The sequence below is a fragment of the Nostoc sp. DedSLP04 genome (assembly GCF_034530775.1).
Lineage (GTDB): Bacteria > Cyanobacteriota > Cyanobacteriia > Cyanobacteriales > Nostocaceae > Nostoc.
The window spans coordinates 121326-137304 of record NZ_JAVRCL010000011.1 but is presented as its reverse complement, the minus strand read 5'-3'; the positions used below and the strand labels follow the sequence as shown (position 1 = coordinate 137304).

Here is a 15979-nt window from a genome sequence, read left to right as displayed (position 1 = left end):
CAATATATATTGTTCCCATTTTTACTGCCAATCTCTATATACTGACTTCTGCAAGAAACTGAGTCAGATCGTGTCCGCTTGATTGCTTATTAAACGCGAAGAACCCCACCCCGCATTTGCTAACGCAAACGCTCCCCTCCCCGCTTGCGGGGAGGGGTTGGGGGTGGGGTGTAAGGGACTTTTGCAAGAAGTCTAATATCAAGCCCAAGCCTTTATAAGGGTTTCACCTTAAGTTGACACCAATGGTTGCGGGTATCTCCCCTTGAAAAACAAGCTAACCGAATGGTTTTAAGATGCCATTGTGAAGCAATTGCTAATAAATCTATAACTATATATATACTTTTTCATAGCGGTGATTTGGCGATCGCTGCCCAAACTCTATGGTGAACTTGAAGAATTGGTGTCGGATATTTTGTTTCGAGTAATGTCGCCAATTCTTGGTCAAATATTTCTACTTTTTCTGGTGTTAAGCTGGCTCCCACGCCAGCACTAGCACGAATTCGCCCCCGCCAAGCTTCGTGTGTATAAGATACAAATACATCGTAAGAAAATGTGCGGATTTCTCGGAATCCTCCTTCGCCAATATCCTGTAACCACAGGGGATACAAACCATTACCGCCGCCCAAATTCCACGCGGGATTATGAGCCTGGATCAGTTGTTCCGTTGCGTGAACTATATTACCTTTTAAGGGTATCCAATCAAAATGTGCGATCGCCAGTAAGCCATTTACTTTCAATATGCGAGTAATTTCCTTGACAGCACGCGGACGATCAAACCAATGCCAACACTGTCCAGCTGTCACTACATCTGCACTGGCGTTTGGTAACTCGGTATTCTCGGCACTTGCAACTCGATAATCTACTTTAAGTTGCAAAGCTTCGCTTAACAGTCTGGCTTGTTCTAAAAGTGAGGCTGATGGATCTAGGCCAATTACATAAGCACCTCTATCAGCAAACCCCCGCGCTAGTGTCCCTGTTCCCGTACCAAGGTCAACAATATTCTGCCCTGGTAAACCTATACCATATTCAGACAATTTGTTGAATAATGAACTAGGAAACCCAGCGCGGTGTTTTGCATAATCAGTAGCAGTTGCACCAAAATCAATTTTCATACCTACAAAACTATTTTTGTAACAATTGTCTAGGCTAGAAGTTCTCTACCCACGGATGTAGTTCTATTTTCCATGTCCTTGCAAAAGTCGGGGTAAAGGCAAAGGGGAAAAGGGTAAAGAAACTCAAAATCCTTTCCCTTTAACCTTTAACCTTTTCCCTGTCTTGCAAAAATACATTTTTACAAGAGGTCTATTGTAGATCCAATACGCTTGGGTTAAGCTTTTATTTCTCCCCCTGCCCCCTACCCCCCTTACTGGCTCTGTTTAACCAAATCGGTAATCGTCTCAACCAGCTTTACTGGCTCGATAGGCTTCGGAACATGCCGTTGAAAACCTGCCTCTATAGCCTTTTGATAGTTAATTTCTCCAGCAAATGCTGTTAAGGCGATCGCTGGAATCTTCCCGCCCTGTTGGTACGGCAAGGCTCTCAGCTGGCGTACCAGCATATAGCCATCCATTTCTGGCATCCCAATATCGCTAAGTAGCACGTCTGCTCTGTACTTGGTTAAAGTAGCGAGAGCTTCAACGGCTGAAGTGACAGTTGTTACATTTGCTCCATACATCTCTAGCATGAAAGCAATAAACTCCCGTGTATCTGTGTTATCATCTACCACCAAAACTTTGATGCCATGCAAATTTAAGGATGGCTCAGACGGTTTACTGTCCGCGTTCTTCTGGGATGGAGTTGCCATGAGCGGAAGTCTCACAGTAAAGGTTGTCCCCTGACCTTCACCTGCACTTTCTACCCGAACAGTTCCGCCATGCAATTCGACTAAGTGACGGACGATCGCCAACCCTAATCCCAGTCCACCAAACTTTCTGGTTGTAGCACCATCTGCTTGGCGGAAGTATTCAAACACATAAGGGAGGAAGTCAGGGTGAATCCCTTGACCTGTGTCGATAACAGTGACTTCGGCAAAAGAGCTAACTTGCTTGAGTTGGATATCCACTCGTCCCTCGACATCAGTGAACTTAATCGCGTTCGACAGGAGATTCCAAATCACTTGCTGTAACCTATTTGGATCGCCCAAAACTTGCCCTACATTTGGTTCAAGCCTCACCTGAATTTGAATAGACTTGCTTTCAGCAGCCAACTGTACAGTTTCCATTGCAGCTTGAACGATCGATACTAGATCCACTGGGCAAACATTCAGGCTAAGTTTGCCTTGCAGAATTCGCGAGACATCCAGCAAGTCTTCAATCAGTTCGGACTGTAATTTGGCATTGCGTTCGATCGCACTCAGGGCATGAGCGGTCTTGGCTTCGTCAAGCTTACAGGTTTGGAGCAACTTAGACCAACCCAGAATTGGATTAAGGGGCGATCGCAACTCATGGGATAATACTGCCAGAAACTCATCTTTAATTCGGTTAGCTTGTTGCAATTGTTGAGCTTGTTGCTGGATTGAAGCGAGTAGATTTGCCCGCTCAATAGCGATCGCCATCTGCTCGCAAGTGGATTGCAGCAGATCGATTTCTTCGGAAGTAAAGTAGGTACGGGTGCGGCTGCCAAAGGAGAGCGTCCCCAGTAACCGTCCCTGGACAATCAATGGTTGTCCAGCAAAAGCCGTAATGCCGATTGAGTTGACAAGCTGCGCGTTGGGATGGGTGGAGATTTGCGAGCGATCGAGGACAATTTGCTGCCGCTCTTGTGCCACCAGTCCGCAAAGATTTTGACCAAATTCAATCCATTCCAGTGATTGAGCTGTTGCCTCAGAGATCCCTTCATAGTTGTTCAGATGCAGCATTAGCCGGTTGTCTTTTTCCTCGACCATGTAGTTGTAGTAAGAATGTAACTCTAGCTGGGCTGAGAGCTTGTTAAATAAGTTATTCATCAACAACATGGGATGTTCTGTGGCCAATAAATCGCTGGTCGTTTCATACAGCAGATGCAGCCGTTCCTCTGCTCGTTTGCGTTCGGTGATGTCGAGTGCGGTTCCGAGGAACCCAACGGCTTGCTTGGACACTCCCTCTCCCTCTAATTGCACCTGCCCATTAGCGAATAGCCACCGCTCAGTTCCATCCTTCCACACGATCCGATAGTCAATTTCATAAGTACCTGACGACATCGGGTTGAGCGCATTGCTGATGGTGTTGACTACACGCTCACGATCGTTTGGGTGGATGCGCTCTATTACCATCGGCAAAGGGATAAGCGCGGTGTCATCCGGTTCGCCCCAAATCTCGTGCATCCGCTTGTCAAACTCGACGAGGTTCGTACTGGGGTCATAATGCCAAGTCCCAAGCCGACTGATGTTAACGGCAAGCTGTGCGCGTTCCTCACTCTGGTGTAGAGCTTTTTGTGCTTGTTTACGCTCGCTAATATCCTCTATTAAGCCGTCAATAACGGTTGTACCATCTACTTGGGTAAAAGTTGTACTAATTCGCACCCAAATTAAACTACCATTCGCTCGTCGCAATTGCATTTCGCGATCGCGGATTTCGCTATTTTGCTTTAATTGGTTGAGAACTTGGGCATAGTCCAATGGTTGGAAATAAGGCTCAAGGGTTTGACTTGCTGGAATTTCAGTTAGAGAATTTAAACCTAACAGCCGCAGAAATGCCGGATTACCTTCGAGTAAAATACCATCTGCCGTTAAGCGATAAATTCCTACATTTAAATTATTCAGCAAAGTTTGAAAGCGTGATTCTAGCCTGACTGCTTTACGTTGAGCTTCAGTCCGCTCTATTGCTCGGCGGACTGCTGCGGGTAATCGAACATAGTGCTTAGGAGACTTAATGATGTAATCTTCCAATCCCGATTTCATCGCCTCAACGGCAACTTCCTGAGTACCACTACTAGTAAACATTATTACTGGGCAATCAGGATAACGGTTTTTAATTGCCCGAATCGCGGTTAAGCCATCACTCCAGCGTAATTGATAGTCCGTTATTACTAAATCAAACTGTCCTTTCTCCAGTGCTTCTTCCAAGTCTTTTGCTTGAACAATTTCGTGAAACTGGAGGTCAAAAAACTCTTGCTCTAGTACATGAATCGCCAGTAGGCGATCGTTCAAATTATCATCAATTAGAAGAATACGTAACATTTAATTTCATTATATTTACGTAAGGATAGCAGTGAGAAGAAAGTCCAAAAAATGTTCAAACAGTTCAAAATTGCGGTCTTTCGTTAAACATAATCCAGTGGAGATTGAGGGTTATAACAATTTCTACTAATTCATTAAAAATAACTGGTTTAACTATGTAAGCATTTACACCTATGTCATAGACATGATTGATGTCGGCATACTCCCTCGATGAGGTGAGAACTACGACCGGTAAGCGTTTGAGTTCTGGTTGTTGCCGTAACCACATCAAAACCTCAGCCCCGGATCTGCGCGGGAGTTTCAGATCGAGCAAGATTAGTACAGGCAAGGGATAACGAGTGCGATCGCCATAAGGTTCCTGCCCAGACAGATATAACACTGCTGCATCGCCATCATTTACAACTTGAACTGGATTGACAATGTTAGCCTTGCGGAGCGCGCGTTGCAGCAGAAGCACATCTTTGTGATTATCCTCTACAAGTAAAATAGTGTCTTGCTCTTTACTCATGAAATTTTTGTCATTAAAGGCAAAGGCAGGGGGCAGGTGGTCACTGAGCGTAGCCGAAGTGAGGCAGGGGGCAGGAGGAAAGACAGTTTTTCAAAACTTACTAGTGTGCCCCAGAGCGTAGGGCAAGGGTTTTGCACTAAATATTTAAGACCGTAGAAAGAATTTTATGTTTGCCCGTAATCAAGAGGATTGAAAAATTTTAGGGATTTACATCTATAACTATAGGTAAATCTATCCAAAATCGGCTTCCTTGTCCAGGTTGGGATTCTACACCAACTTGTCCACCCATACGTTCGACTCCTTTGCGGACAATTGCTAAACCGATACCACTACCAGGATAAACTTCATAGCTGTGTAGGCGCTCAAAAACATTGAAAATGCGTTTATGGTGTGTTTCCTCAATACCAATGCCATTGTCTTGTACCCATAAGCGAACCAATTGATTACGTTTTTCAGTCCATATCCGTAACTGAGGTTGAACTTCCGGTGCAACAAATTTAATCGCATTGGTTAGCAAATTGGTAACTACTTGAATCAAAATAGTAGGGTTTCCCGTAACTTCAGCTAAAGGCTCTTCAACCTGCACTCTCGCCTGTCGCTGTGTTATCTCTAATTCTAGCTGTCTCAGTATTTGTATCATTAATAAAGATAAGTTAATAGGTTGTAATGGCATTTCAGTCCGGCTGAGGCGACTGTATTCAAGCAAATCTTGAACAAGCTTGTCTGCTTGCTGTGTACTTGTAATAATGCGCTGCAAATAGTTTTGTTGGTTTTCTAGGTTAGATTCACTATCCTGGTTCTCTAAGAGGATTGAACCAAACGCTTGGATAGCACGTAATGGTTCTCGCAGATCGTGGGAAATTGAATAACTAAATGCTTCTAAATCTTGATTAGCTACTGCTAATTCCTGATTTCTCTGCGCTAAATCTCGATTTGCTACTTCTAATTCAGCAGTGCGCTCCCTGACTCGCTCTTCTAAGGTTTGGTTGAGTTGCTGAATTTCAATTTCAGCTTGTTTACGAGATGTAATATCTTCAATTAAGCCATCTAGTACCTGTTGTCCCTCAACTGTATTTAGAGCTATGCTTAATCCTACCCAAATAAATCTTCCATCTGCTCGTTGTAATTGAATCTCTTGCTCTTGCTGTTGAGGTGGCGGCAGCTTTTGTAGTATTGAGTAGTATTCATGGATGTTCAATAAATTCATCGCTGAGGCTTGTGATAATGAATCCAGCCCTAACAATTCCAGAAACGCTGGGTTACACTCAATAAAATTTCCATCTGGATAAATACGAAATATACCTAGTTTTAATTGGTTAAGCAAACCTTGAAGACGGATTTCAAGTAAGGTAGCTCGTCGTTTGATTTCTGTTCGTTCTAATGCAAGTCGCACAGCAGCTGGTATCCGAATGTAGCGATTGGGTAACTTGAGGACATAATCATCTAGCCCAGACTTCATTGCCTCTACCGCAATTTCTTCACTACCTGTATTAGTAAACATAATCACTGGACAGTTTGGATACTGTTGCTTAATTGTATATAAAACTTCTAGTCCAGTACTCCAGCCCAGTTGATAGTCGGTAATAACCAAATCGAATTCGCCTGCTGCTAATGCACTAGCAAAGCTAGAGGCTTCACGAATTTCTTGAGGTTGAAATTGCGGAAATTCTCGCCTCAGTTCTCGGATCGTTAAGGCGCGATCGCCTGGATTATCATCAATTATCAGAATGCGAAGTACTTGCGTCATTCGTATCATTGCTGTGAGGAAGGGCTTTTGGCAGGGCAATCCAAAAGCGACTACCAGTACCTAATTGCGATTCTACTCCGGCTCGACCGTTCATTCGCTCTAATCCTTTGCGGACGATCGCTAAACCAATACCAGTACCTGGATAGATTTCAACGCCATGCAGTCGTTCAAACACCCGAAAAATGCGCTCTTGATGTTCTGGCGCAATGCCAATACCGTTGTCCACAATCGATAATTTTATCGAATTTTGCTGTTCCTGTGCATAGATATGTACTTTTGGGTGTATTCCAGGCTGCACAAATTTCATCGCATTGCTGAGTAAATTGGTTACTACCTGAACAAGCGTAAAGCGATGAGCCATCACTAGCGGCAAAGGTTTTGCCACCGTAACTTGTGCAAGCTGTTCTTGAAGTTGTTTGCTGAGTTGTTTTAAAGCTTCTTCGACAACATTAGTTAAATCAACTTTTTGTATTTGAATTTGGGAACGGCTGAGGCGGCTGTATGCCAGCAGATCGGAAATTAGGGTGTCCATTTGGACTGCACCCTCTGTAATATATTGAATGTATTCTTGCCCAACCGAGTCTAGTTTGTCTGTGTAATCTTCTTGCAATGCCTGAGCAAAGCCTTGCATAGTACGTAACGGTGCGCGTAAATCGTGCGATATCGTGTAAGTAAAGGCTTCTAGCTCTTGATTGGTTTCTTGCAACTGTGCAGTGCGCTCGGCAACACGCTGTTCTAGTTCCAAAGCGTAATTTTGAAGTTGTTGGCGTAGCAAAGATTGTTGGATAGCGATCGCTAACTGAGCCGCCACCTCAACCACAACATCTTGTGCTTGAGCATCAAAAACAGCTGTCTGAGTCGCCGCTAAGTTGAGTTCTCCTAGCAGCGTTTCTTCAACTAACATCGGAATCCGCAGACAACAACGCATTCCTGCCAAATGCAACCGTGCTAAAACAGGTGGGTAAAGCTCAACATTTGTCAAGTCTCTAACATAACTAAGGTTTTGCCGTAAGCTTTGCTCAGGTGCAAAGTCTGATACTGACATCTTTGTGCCTTCAAGCGGTTGTAATTCTCTAGTGCTGCTGCCTGCGACAATCTCAGCTGTACCTGCCTCAAAATTAAACAAGGCAACAAATGCTTGCTCATAGGGTACTAACTGACGCATTTGTGTCAGCGCACTTCGGATTAGAGATTTGATCGACTCAGCTGCTAGAATTGCCCGGTCAATATTATGTAAAGCAGCAAGTCTTTGGGCAGAAAGCTGAACATTTTCAGTTTGTACTTGGGCAGTTTTGAGAGCATTCTCATAATTATTAGACACATGGGAAATTTGCCGCCGAATAAAAAAGGCAAGGATGCCACCAGCAGCAAGTGACAGGATTATGCTAGTAAAAATGACTCGCTCAGTAGTCTGTTGGACTGCTTGGTTGCGCTGATACCGTAGCTGCTCTTCAGTAGCAATAAGATCGGTAATTTGATTTCGCATCACGTCCATGTGCTGTTTGCGAACCTCAATTGCTGATAGGGGTTCAGCTTCACCTCTTTGTTTGCGGGCGATCGCTTGAGAAATAGAGTTCTTCCAGCCTGTTTCCTCTGCCTTGATTTGCCTTAAGCGTTGATTTTGTTGGGGATTATCTGAAACTAAATCACCCAACTCATCAAAAGTATTATTAATGGTAGAGTTAGCTTGCTGATAAGGTTCAAGAAATTCTGGCTTACTTGTAATCTGGTATCCACGTACTCCTGTCTCTAGATCCAGTAACAGTTTTTGTAAGCCATTTGCTCTGGCAATGACTTGATTAGTGTGATCGACCCATTGCATAGCCTTGAGCAGGCGGTTAATTTGCCAGATTGAAACTCCTGACAATGACAATAACAGGATAATTGGCAGAGCGATCGCACCGATCAGCCTACGTTTGAATGCAACTTGAGTAATTTGCAGCATTTACTTATGCTATAGCAGCACTTGTACAGTAAACGACACTATCTTGAAAATAACTTTGTTTACGTAGCTGCTTTGAACACGAGCTTTAGGACTGTCTAGGGGACAACGCCAACTTCTGTTGTCATTGTTTTTTCCTCACATTTCTAGCTTCCGGCCAACCATATACCACAAACCCACGGCATAGCGGATGTAATTGAGTTCTGTAAAACCTGCTTTCGCAAACTCGTACTCGAAGTTGAAATGGATAAAGTCATCCAACCACGGTTCTTGAAAAGAAGCACTCAGCGCGTATTCACCCCGATAAGTGTCAGCATATAGTACCCAACCTCCGGGTTTGGTAATCCGGTACATCTCCTTCAGAATCTTAGGAGTCCACTCTTTAGGTGTCTCGTGAAACAGTAGTGATGATGTGACAAGATCGAAGGAGTTGTCAGGGTAGCCAGTGTTACGAGCGTCCACCTGCTCGAAGGATGCCCGCTCACTCAATCCAGCCTTGTTAAATTTGTGCTGACTAATCACCAGCATATAAGGTGAAACATCAGTAAGGCGAAAAGTGGCCTGTGGAAACCGCTGTGCCAGTGCCAGCGCTCCACCAGCCGTACCTGCACCAAGCTCTAGCACCGTCTCAATTTGAGCGTCTTCAGGAATTAGTTCAGCCATTGTCTCGCGCAACTGCTGGCAACTAACATTGTGGCTGAGGGGAATAATGGCATCCATCGCAGCATCCCAGGCTAAACACGACTGAGGGTTAGTGTAGGAATCTGTTGACCCATGAATGGGAGCGTGGATATAATCAGGGTAATATTCATGCTCAGTATGGTAGCTTTTGAGTTCCTCTTCCCAATTAATTGAGGCATATTCCTGCATTACTGAGGGCATTGCTGCGGTGATACGTTGAATTACCTCGGTTCGATACGCTTGTTTTTTTTCTGCGTTCCATCTCGGCATAATCATCTCCTACTTACACTCGTTACTGGTGTTCCTAGATTCCAATCTGGGAACGAGAAATAAACTGCAAATATAATAGAGCAATACTCCAGACAGTTTTTAATTGAGCTAATTCACAAGAAAGCTATCGATCCTTTAAAGTGCTGGTTAAAACAAACAAGCACCGGAACGATAGCTATATATAAATTGTACAGAGTCTGCTAGAAAAAATGAGCGGTTTGGGCAAACCACAGATGAAGGGGTTCACAAAAGAATATTGTCATCTCTAGTAATGTACCAACGCGCCAAGACAGTTTACTCTATACAAGCCATCAGGGATTGAATGACTAAGTTTGTAAGCCACTTTAACTAACGAGTGAACGGTGCTACTAGTGTAAAAGTGGCATCGTTTAAAAACAAGCTATCAGTGGTATACGGGTCAATATATAGCTTGAAGTTTCTGTGACGTATATAGTAAGTAGGAAAATTATATGACTGAAAAGAAACATTTGTTAAACTTGCTAAACCTGGTTTTATACAAAACGTTGCATCAGCTTTTAACTGTGCAGTATTGTCATTGCGATCTAATCTAATTTGAAAATTTTGATGTCTTAAGTAATATCCTGGCAAATTTGAGGATTCAAATGAAACACAGTTAGAAGACGCTAGCCCTGACCTTACTCTAAAACTTGCGTCTCCTCTGTCTAGAGAACTTGAAATGGGGCTAACTTCGCCAAGGAAATTGCGATGACGAATATAGTAGCTACGAAGATTAAATGCTCGTATTGAGACAGCTGGTTCAACAGGAGTTGACTCTGCGATCGCAGGATTAATTGATGTAGAAATAGATATAGGAAGCGCTGATAAGGTTAGCGCTAGTGCAAAGAGGTTATTTTTCATGGCTACAATCTTTTTAGATGACCATTTAGCAAAACAATGCTCTTACTTAAGAATTGTAGTATTAATTCTAAAAATGCTAGAAATTAGTTAGAAATATTCACATAATTCGTCTTAAGCTTAAAGCTTCGTGCGATGAAAATACTCTTATTAATTGCTGCATTAATACTGAGCTAATTAAACTCTAAAAAAACAAATTTTACGTAAAATTATGTTTATATGAAAGTTAAAGATTGAACCAAGTATCAGGGCTGAATGTTACTAAAATAGGCATTTCAGCTTTTGTTAATGCCATTGGCATCAACGCGCTCGGGGCGCAAGGCCTTGTGCCCCTACGACAGGTGTGGTTCAAATACATGAAAACTACTGTAAATTAACTCTCATGCCCATTAGTCTGCCTAAGTAATGGGGATTGTGACATTCCCTAATATCTTGGAGCGGCAGATGTAAATAAAGCTAATACCAATTTGGGAAAAGAACACAACAGATACCTGAGTAGGGGTGCGCAGCTACCTGTATGCCCCTACAAGTAATCCATCTGTCGCAAAGATTAATTAAATTGGTATAACTGTTTAAATTTAAGTAAATACTGAAAAAAATCTGAAAAATTCCGCTAAAGTCTTATTTAAAACAAACTTTATTCTTTCTACAAATGAATATAGAAGAAGCACTAGTAATTTTAGATACATTCCTTGAGCATGGCTTAAGTGATGTTCAAGAAATAGTATTTCGTAAAGCTTGGGAAGGACAAACTTATCCAGATATCGCCGAAAGCTGTGGTTATGATGCCAATTATATAAAAGATGTTGGTTCCAAGTTATGGAAGCTACTTTCACAGGCTTTCGGGGAAGAGGTGACAAAAAGTAATTTTCGCTCAGTATTGAGACGACGAAGCCTTGGGCGGGCTTTGCCTACGCAAAATAGCGTTTTGTCAGAAAAACTACAACCTGTGCCAGCAGTCTTGAGACAGTCTCAGCCAACAAGTAGAGCCAAAGATGGAATATCAGGGTCTTCTTTAACGATCGAAAAGCAAGACGAGAGAAAAACCCCAGCCCCTAATCCCGACTTCTTAGAAAATCCTGGTGGCTCAGTGCCGCTCAATTCCTTTTTTTACATAGAGCGTCCGCCAATTGAAGAACGCACATATACCGAAATCAACAAACCTGGAAGTCTAATCAGAATCAAAGCTCCCAGCAAAATGGGAAAAACATCCCTAATGCACAGAATTCTTACTCATGCAAAACAGACTGGAGTACACACCGTACAGATCGGTTTACAAAGAGCAGATAGTCAAGTTTTCACTAGCTTAGACAAATTCTTACGCTGGTTTTGTGCGAATATCAGCCGACAGTTGAACCTAGAGATCAGACTGGATGATTATTGGGATGAGGATATTGGCAGCAAAGTTAGCTGCACATTGTATTTACAAGAGTATGTGCTAGAAAAAATCGACGCTCCGGTAGTCTTAGCTTTGGATGAAGTGAATCAAATTTTCGAGTATCCAGAAATCTCTAGGGATTTTCTCCCACTACTGCGTTCTTGGTATGAAGATGCTTCCGAATTAGAAATTTGGCAAAAACTCCGATTAGTAGTAGTTCATGCCACTGAAGCTTATATGCCATTAGATATTAATCAATCCCCCTTCAATGTGGGATTACCGATTAAGTTACCAGAATTTAGTTTAGAGCAGATGCAGGATTTGGCAGTGCGTCATGGACTCGATTGGGCCAAAGGTGAGAAAGGATTGGAAAAGCTGGCTTTGCTACGAGCGATGATTGGCGGTCATCCTTATTTAGCTCGTCTGGCTCTTTATAACCTGGGAAATCAAACAGTAACCCTAGAGCAGCTATTACAAGAGGCTCCCACAATTGCCGGTATTTATAGCAACTATTTACGCCATCATCTAGCCAATCTCCAAGAACATCCAGAACTGGCGATCGCACTCAAACGGGTAGTTACCTCTCCCACAAGTGTACAACTAGAAGCGATCGCTGCCTATAAATTAGAAAGTATGGGTCTGGTAAAACTTGAAGGAAATCAGGCAATGCCTAGCTGTGATTTGTATCAGCTATATTTCCAAGAGCAATTAACCTAAATGCTATGAATAAGTACGAATATCAAATTGGTGGTAGTCTCAAAGTCGATGCTCCTAGCTATGTAGAACGGCAGGCTGACTTTGAACTTTATAATGCTTTAATTCAAGGTGAATTTTGTTATGTCTTTAGTTCCCGACAAATGGGTAAATCTAGTTTGCGGTTACAAACAAGACATAAATTAGAACAAGCAGGCTACAGTTGTGCTTCTATCGATATGACTCGCATCGGCAACGGCAATATTACTCCTGCTCAATGGTATAAGGGCATAGTAGTTGACTTATTAAGGAGCTTTAATCTCTTTAGCAAAGTTAATATAAAAGCCTGGTGGTCGGAGCGTGAAGATTTACCTGCATTACAGCGATTGAGCCAATTTGTTGAAGACATTTTATTAGTTGAACTAAAAACTGAAAAAATATTTATTTTTATTGATGAAATTGATAGTGTTTTAGGCTTGAATTTCCCGGTAGTAGATTTTTTTACTTTAATTCGCTCATGCTACAATCAACGAGCCGAAAATCTACAATATAACCGTCTAACTTGGGCATTATTCGGAGTCGCAACGCCTTCAGATTTGATTGCCGATCGCAACTGTACGCCATTTAATATCGGTAAATCTATTGAACTGCACGGCTTTAATTTATCGGAAGTTCAGCCATTAGCAGCAGGTTTAGAAAGTAAAGTAGCTAATCCGATGGCAGTTCTCAAAGAAATTTTGGCTTGGACAAATGGTCAGCCCTTTCTTACTCAAAAGCTCTGTCAAATAGTGGTGCAAGAAAGAAACTCTGGAAGCAAAGATGTTCAGGAACACAGAAGCATAGAAGTTGATGAGCGTTATAAATTGGATAATCATTTACCGATTATTAATCAACATTTGATAAATTTTTATTATCAATTTCCTTTGTTAATTTTAGAAAAACTAGTGCAAACCCATATTATAGAGAAATGGGAAGCAAAAGACGATCCAGAGCATTTGAAAACAATCCGCGATCGCCTGCTGATCAATGAACAGCGTGCTGGAGGTTTACTAGGATTGTACCAGCAAATTTTACAAGGTATTCAGATAGCTAGTGATGATGGAGAAGAACAAATAGAACTGCTGTTATCGGGGTTAGTAACCAAGCACCAAGGGCAATTAATAGTAAAGAACCGGATTTATGAAGAAGTTTTTAACCAAGCTTGGGTAGAAAAACAATTAGCAAAATTACGGCCATATTCCCAAGCATTCAACGCTTGGATAGCCTCAGAGCATCGTGATAATTCCCGACTATTACGCGGGACAGCTTTACATGAAGCTCTGGCTTGGTCGCAAGGCAAAAGTTTGAGCGATTTAGATTATCAGTTTTTAGCAGCTAGCCAAGAATGCGATCGGCGAGAAGTTGAGACATGGTTAGAAGCAGAACGAACTAAAGAAGTTAAAGCTAGACTAGTTCAAGAGCAAAAAGCAGCTAGATTTCAAAGATTATTTTTTATAGGCGCGTTCGGTTGGGCATTAATAGTTGTTTTAGGATTGGCGATGGTGACTTTCGAGTATAAAAAGCACTGTTCAGTAACCTCAAAGCAATTACTACATTACCCATGAGTGCTGTAGTTTAGACTAGTTATCGGTGTGAAACTGCTGAACAAATCATATATAAAAATTTGCTAAAAATCACTAGTTAGTACATATAACTATTGATTATTAACCAAGTCAGTTTTAACTATATTATCCCGTTAAGTTTGATAGGATAATTAAAAATCATCCTCAAATTTAATTGATAGTAATAATTTCAAACAAAACTGTAATGAATTATTTTATTTTTGAGAGTCTCTTGGCTAATAATAGTTAAAGAATAATCTGGGTTTTTCCCCTCTTTTTGCAAAATTGGGATGCTCCCGTTTTATAGCGATATTTTTTGTCATGTTACTATTAAGTCTGAACCTTATATCTTTACCCATAGCTAAGACCACGAAAAAAGCGATGAAAGTGATAATCTTTGCTATATTAGTATCGGTAGTAATCTCAGCAATCATAGGATTGCTCTGGGCAATAATTTATCTACTGTATAGCCAAAATATTCAAGTAACTCTCAAGTTATTTTTCTACTCATTTTTGGGAGGATTGCTTGGTGGAATAGTTGGTGGTTTTATTGGTTATTTAGTTGGTTCGAGGGTAGCTGAAGGATTTTCAGCTGATTTCTTTATTAGTTCTGAAGGCTTCAGCTGGCTTCTTTGGATTTCAATTTTCTGGATTATAGGCATTATTGAAGGAGCAGTTTTACCAGGATTGATTTTCATCAAATTTTATTCATAATCAGTTCTGGATAAGTACGTGTTTTTAGCTCTATTCGTGCATATTTTTTGATTTTTCGCCGAATTCTGGTCTTTTCTGTTATGTGTTTAACTAGAAACTTTTACGGTTCGTAATACTATACATATATCAATGAAAACTCAAAGTGTCATAGCAATCGTAACGATTCCAACAGTAATTTTAGGAACGCTTGGAGCGATTTGGGCAATATTTTATTTCAGATATACTCAAAATACTCAAGCAAGTTTTGAATTGTTTTTCTACTTCTTTTGTGCCGGTTTGATTGCTGGAATAGTTGGTCTAATTATTGGTTTTTTATTTCAGAGTATTGTAGGTTAATAAAGTATCAGGTTTGGCATGGACATTATTATATTTCGTGAATAGGTAAAACCTAAATCGATATTTATCCTAGACTGCCTCTCTAGGTTATCTGTTGAAATATTGTTTTGCTGCCAGTATCTGGAATTTTGTGAGCCACCTTCCTATGGTGAAAGCCTAGTTTATAATAAACCCTCTACCTCAGCAAATTTCCGCAAGCGTGGTAGACATTGACGTTGATAGAAACTGCTTAATGTCGCAATTGACAGCCCAAAGTCTTTTGATAATTCTTTCCAGCTAACTTCTGGGGGTAAGCGTTTGAGAATTAATACCTGACAATTTACGTCTGGACGCCCTTTAATGTGAGTACTACGTAGTTCCATATCCGAGTCTGTCTCCACCCATATCTCCAGGTTTTCCAAAATGGGAGGTGCTTGGGGGGTAGCTGGTATATTATCTATCGGGTCAATAGTTTCACCAATTTCACCCGACTTAGACTGACGAACCCCAAAGGAGACTGTTGTGGCTTTTTCTCGGTTTTGGTTGAGATAAAAATCTTGTAGTCTGCGTTTTAGGTAAGCATCTAACCAATTAATTACACTACCTTGAGTGGAGTCATAGGCTTGACCTGTCAGACCATCACAAATATTGCGGCAGAAATACAACCAAGTTTGTTGCAGTGCGTCTTGATAGTAGGGAGTATTTTCCTTCCAGAGTTTACCTTGTGTCAAACGAATAATTTGCGTGAGCAACTTCTGACGTTGAGAGCTTCCAGGTGAATGTCTACGAGCTTGGACAACTAAGGATGTTAGCTGTTCATTTAGATCCTCTTTACCTGAGGTTTTAAGCAACAGATATTTGACTTTCTGGGCTACTGGTAGTGAATGACTCTGAATATCTAAATCAATAGTAACATCTTCTACAGTCAAAGAATTCTTGCTTACTTCATCAGTTTCAATAGCAATACTATCCATGTTTCTTTGCTCAGATGCCTGAATACTGCGATGAATTTTTTCTTCAGGCGGGATAAAATCTTGGTTTATACAATTTTTTCGCATCTTATTTTCTTTCCTCAAATTTCTTTATTGGACATACTTT

12 protein-coding genes are annotated in these 15979 nt (G+C 41.4%); 4 read left to right on the top strand and 8 right to left on the bottom strand.

Annotated elements, in window-relative coordinates; all coding sequences use genetic code 11:
* Positions 1-344: 344 nt before the first annotated feature.
* The 7 genes from RMX89_RS09330 to RMX89_RS09300 form a co-directional block, all read right to left on the bottom strand.
* Positions 345-1112, bottom strand: a complete 768-nt coding sequence (locus RMX89_RS09330) for a class I SAM-dependent methyltransferase (RefSeq protein ID WP_322688725.1) — start codon at positions 1110-1112, stop codon at positions 345-347.
* 251 nt (positions 1113-1363) lie between these two features.
* The gene (locus tag RMX89_RS09325; RefSeq protein ID WP_322688724.1) at positions 1364-4156 is read right to left on the bottom strand and encodes a response regulator; all 2793 of its coding nucleotides are present in this window, start codon (positions 4154-4156) and stop codon (positions 1364-1366) included.
* Between the two features lie 64 nt (positions 4157-4220).
* Positions 4221-4664: a response regulator gene (locus tag RMX89_RS09320; RefSeq protein ID WP_322671665.1), complete on the bottom strand. Its 444-nt coding sequence runs from the start codon at positions 4662-4664 to the stop codon at positions 4221-4223.
* Between the two features lie 199 nt (positions 4665-4863).
* Positions 4864-6411: an ATP-binding protein gene (locus RMX89_RS09315; RefSeq protein ID WP_322688723.1), complete on the bottom strand. Its 1548-nt coding sequence runs from the start codon at positions 6409-6411 to the stop codon at positions 4864-4866.
* Positions 6380-8356, bottom strand: coding sequence for a CHASE3 domain-containing protein (locus tag RMX89_RS09310; RefSeq protein WP_322688722.1), 1977 nt, complete (start codon positions 8354-8356; stop codon positions 6380-6382). Before RMX89_RS09310 ends, RMX89_RS09315 begins: the two co-directional genes overlap by 32 nt.
* 135 nt (positions 8357-8491) lie before the next feature.
* Entirely contained in the window at positions 8492-9304 is an 813-nt protein-coding gene (locus RMX89_RS09305; RefSeq protein WP_322688721.1) for a class I SAM-dependent methyltransferase, read from the bottom strand.
* Positions 9305-9652: 348 nt separating this feature from the next.
* Positions 9653-10183, bottom strand: a complete 531-nt coding sequence (locus RMX89_RS09300) for an AbfB domain-containing protein (protein ID WP_322688720.1) — start codon at positions 10181-10183, stop codon at positions 9653-9655.
* A 649-nt stretch (positions 10184-10832) separates the two neighbouring features.
* On the opposite strand from RMX89_RS09300, the gene RMX89_RS09295 reads away from it, so the two are divergent.
* The 4 genes from RMX89_RS09295 (at position 10833) to RMX89_RS09280 (ending at position 14902) form a co-directional block, all read left to right on the top strand.
* Complete coding sequence (locus RMX89_RS09295; RefSeq protein ID WP_322688719.1) at positions 10833-12275, top strand: AAA-like domain-containing protein; 1443 nt, start codon at positions 10833-10835, stop codon at positions 12273-12275.
* A gap of 5 nt (positions 12276-12280) precedes the next feature.
* A complete protein-coding gene (locus RMX89_RS09290; protein ID WP_322671659.1) occupies positions 12281-13855 on the top strand; it encodes an AAA-like domain-containing protein in 1575 nt (524 codons plus the stop codon).
* A 378-nt stretch (positions 13856-14233) separates the two neighbouring features.
* The gene (locus RMX89_RS09285) at positions 14234-14566 is read left to right on the top strand and encodes a hypothetical protein (protein ID WP_322688718.1); all 333 of its coding nucleotides are present in this window, start codon (positions 14234-14236) and stop codon (positions 14564-14566) included.
* Between the two features lie 129 nt (positions 14567-14695).
* Positions 14696-14902: a hypothetical protein gene (locus RMX89_RS09280; RefSeq protein ID WP_322671657.1), complete on the top strand. Its 207-nt coding sequence runs from the start codon at positions 14696-14698 to the stop codon at positions 14900-14902.
* A gap of 161 nt (positions 14903-15063) precedes the next feature.
* Here RMX89_RS09280 and RMX89_RS09275 read toward each other — a convergent pair whose 3' ends face one another.
* Complete coding sequence (locus RMX89_RS09275) at positions 15064-15732, bottom strand: sigma-70 family RNA polymerase sigma factor (RefSeq protein WP_322671709.1); 669 nt, start codon at positions 15730-15732, stop codon at positions 15064-15066.
* Between the last annotated feature and the right edge of the window lie 247 nt (positions 15733-15979).

Coding starts and splice junctions, on each gene's coding strand:
- RMX89_RS09330 (WP_322688725.1), bottom strand. CDS start 1,112: ATGAAAATTGATTTTGGTGCAACTGCTACTGATTATGCAAAACACCGC.
- RMX89_RS09325 (WP_322688724.1), bottom strand. CDS start 4,156: ATGTTACGTATTCTTCTAATTGATGATAATTTGAACGATCGCCTACTG.
- RMX89_RS09320 (WP_322671665.1), bottom strand. CDS start 4,664: ATGAGTAAAGAGCAAGACACTATTTTACTTGTAGAGGATAATCACAAA.
- RMX89_RS09315 (WP_322688723.1), bottom strand. CDS start 6,411: ATGACGCAAGTACTTCGCATTCTGATAATTGATGATAATCCAGGCGAT.
- RMX89_RS09310 (WP_322688722.1), bottom strand. CDS start 8,356: ATGCTGCAAATTACTCAAGTTGCATTCAAACGTAGGCTGATCGGTGCG.
- RMX89_RS09305 (WP_322688721.1), bottom strand. CDS start 9,304: ATGCCGAGATGGAACGCAGAAAAAAAACAAGCGTATCGAACCGAGGTA.
- RMX89_RS09300 (WP_322688720.1), bottom strand. CDS start 10,183: ATGAAAAATAACCTCTTTGCACTAGCGCTAACCTTATCAGCGCTTCCT.
- RMX89_RS09295 (WP_322688719.1), top strand. CDS start 10,833: ATGAATATAGAAGAAGCACTAGTAATTTTAGATACATTCCTTGAGCAT.
- RMX89_RS09290 (WP_322671659.1), top strand. CDS start 12,281: ATGAATAAGTACGAATATCAAATTGGTGGTAGTCTCAAAGTCGATGCT.
- RMX89_RS09285 (WP_322688718.1), top strand. CDS start 14,234: ATGAAAGTGATAATCTTTGCTATATTAGTATCGGTAGTAATCTCAGCA.
- RMX89_RS09280 (WP_322671657.1), top strand. CDS start 14,696: ATGAAAACTCAAAGTGTCATAGCAATCGTAACGATTCCAACAGTAATT.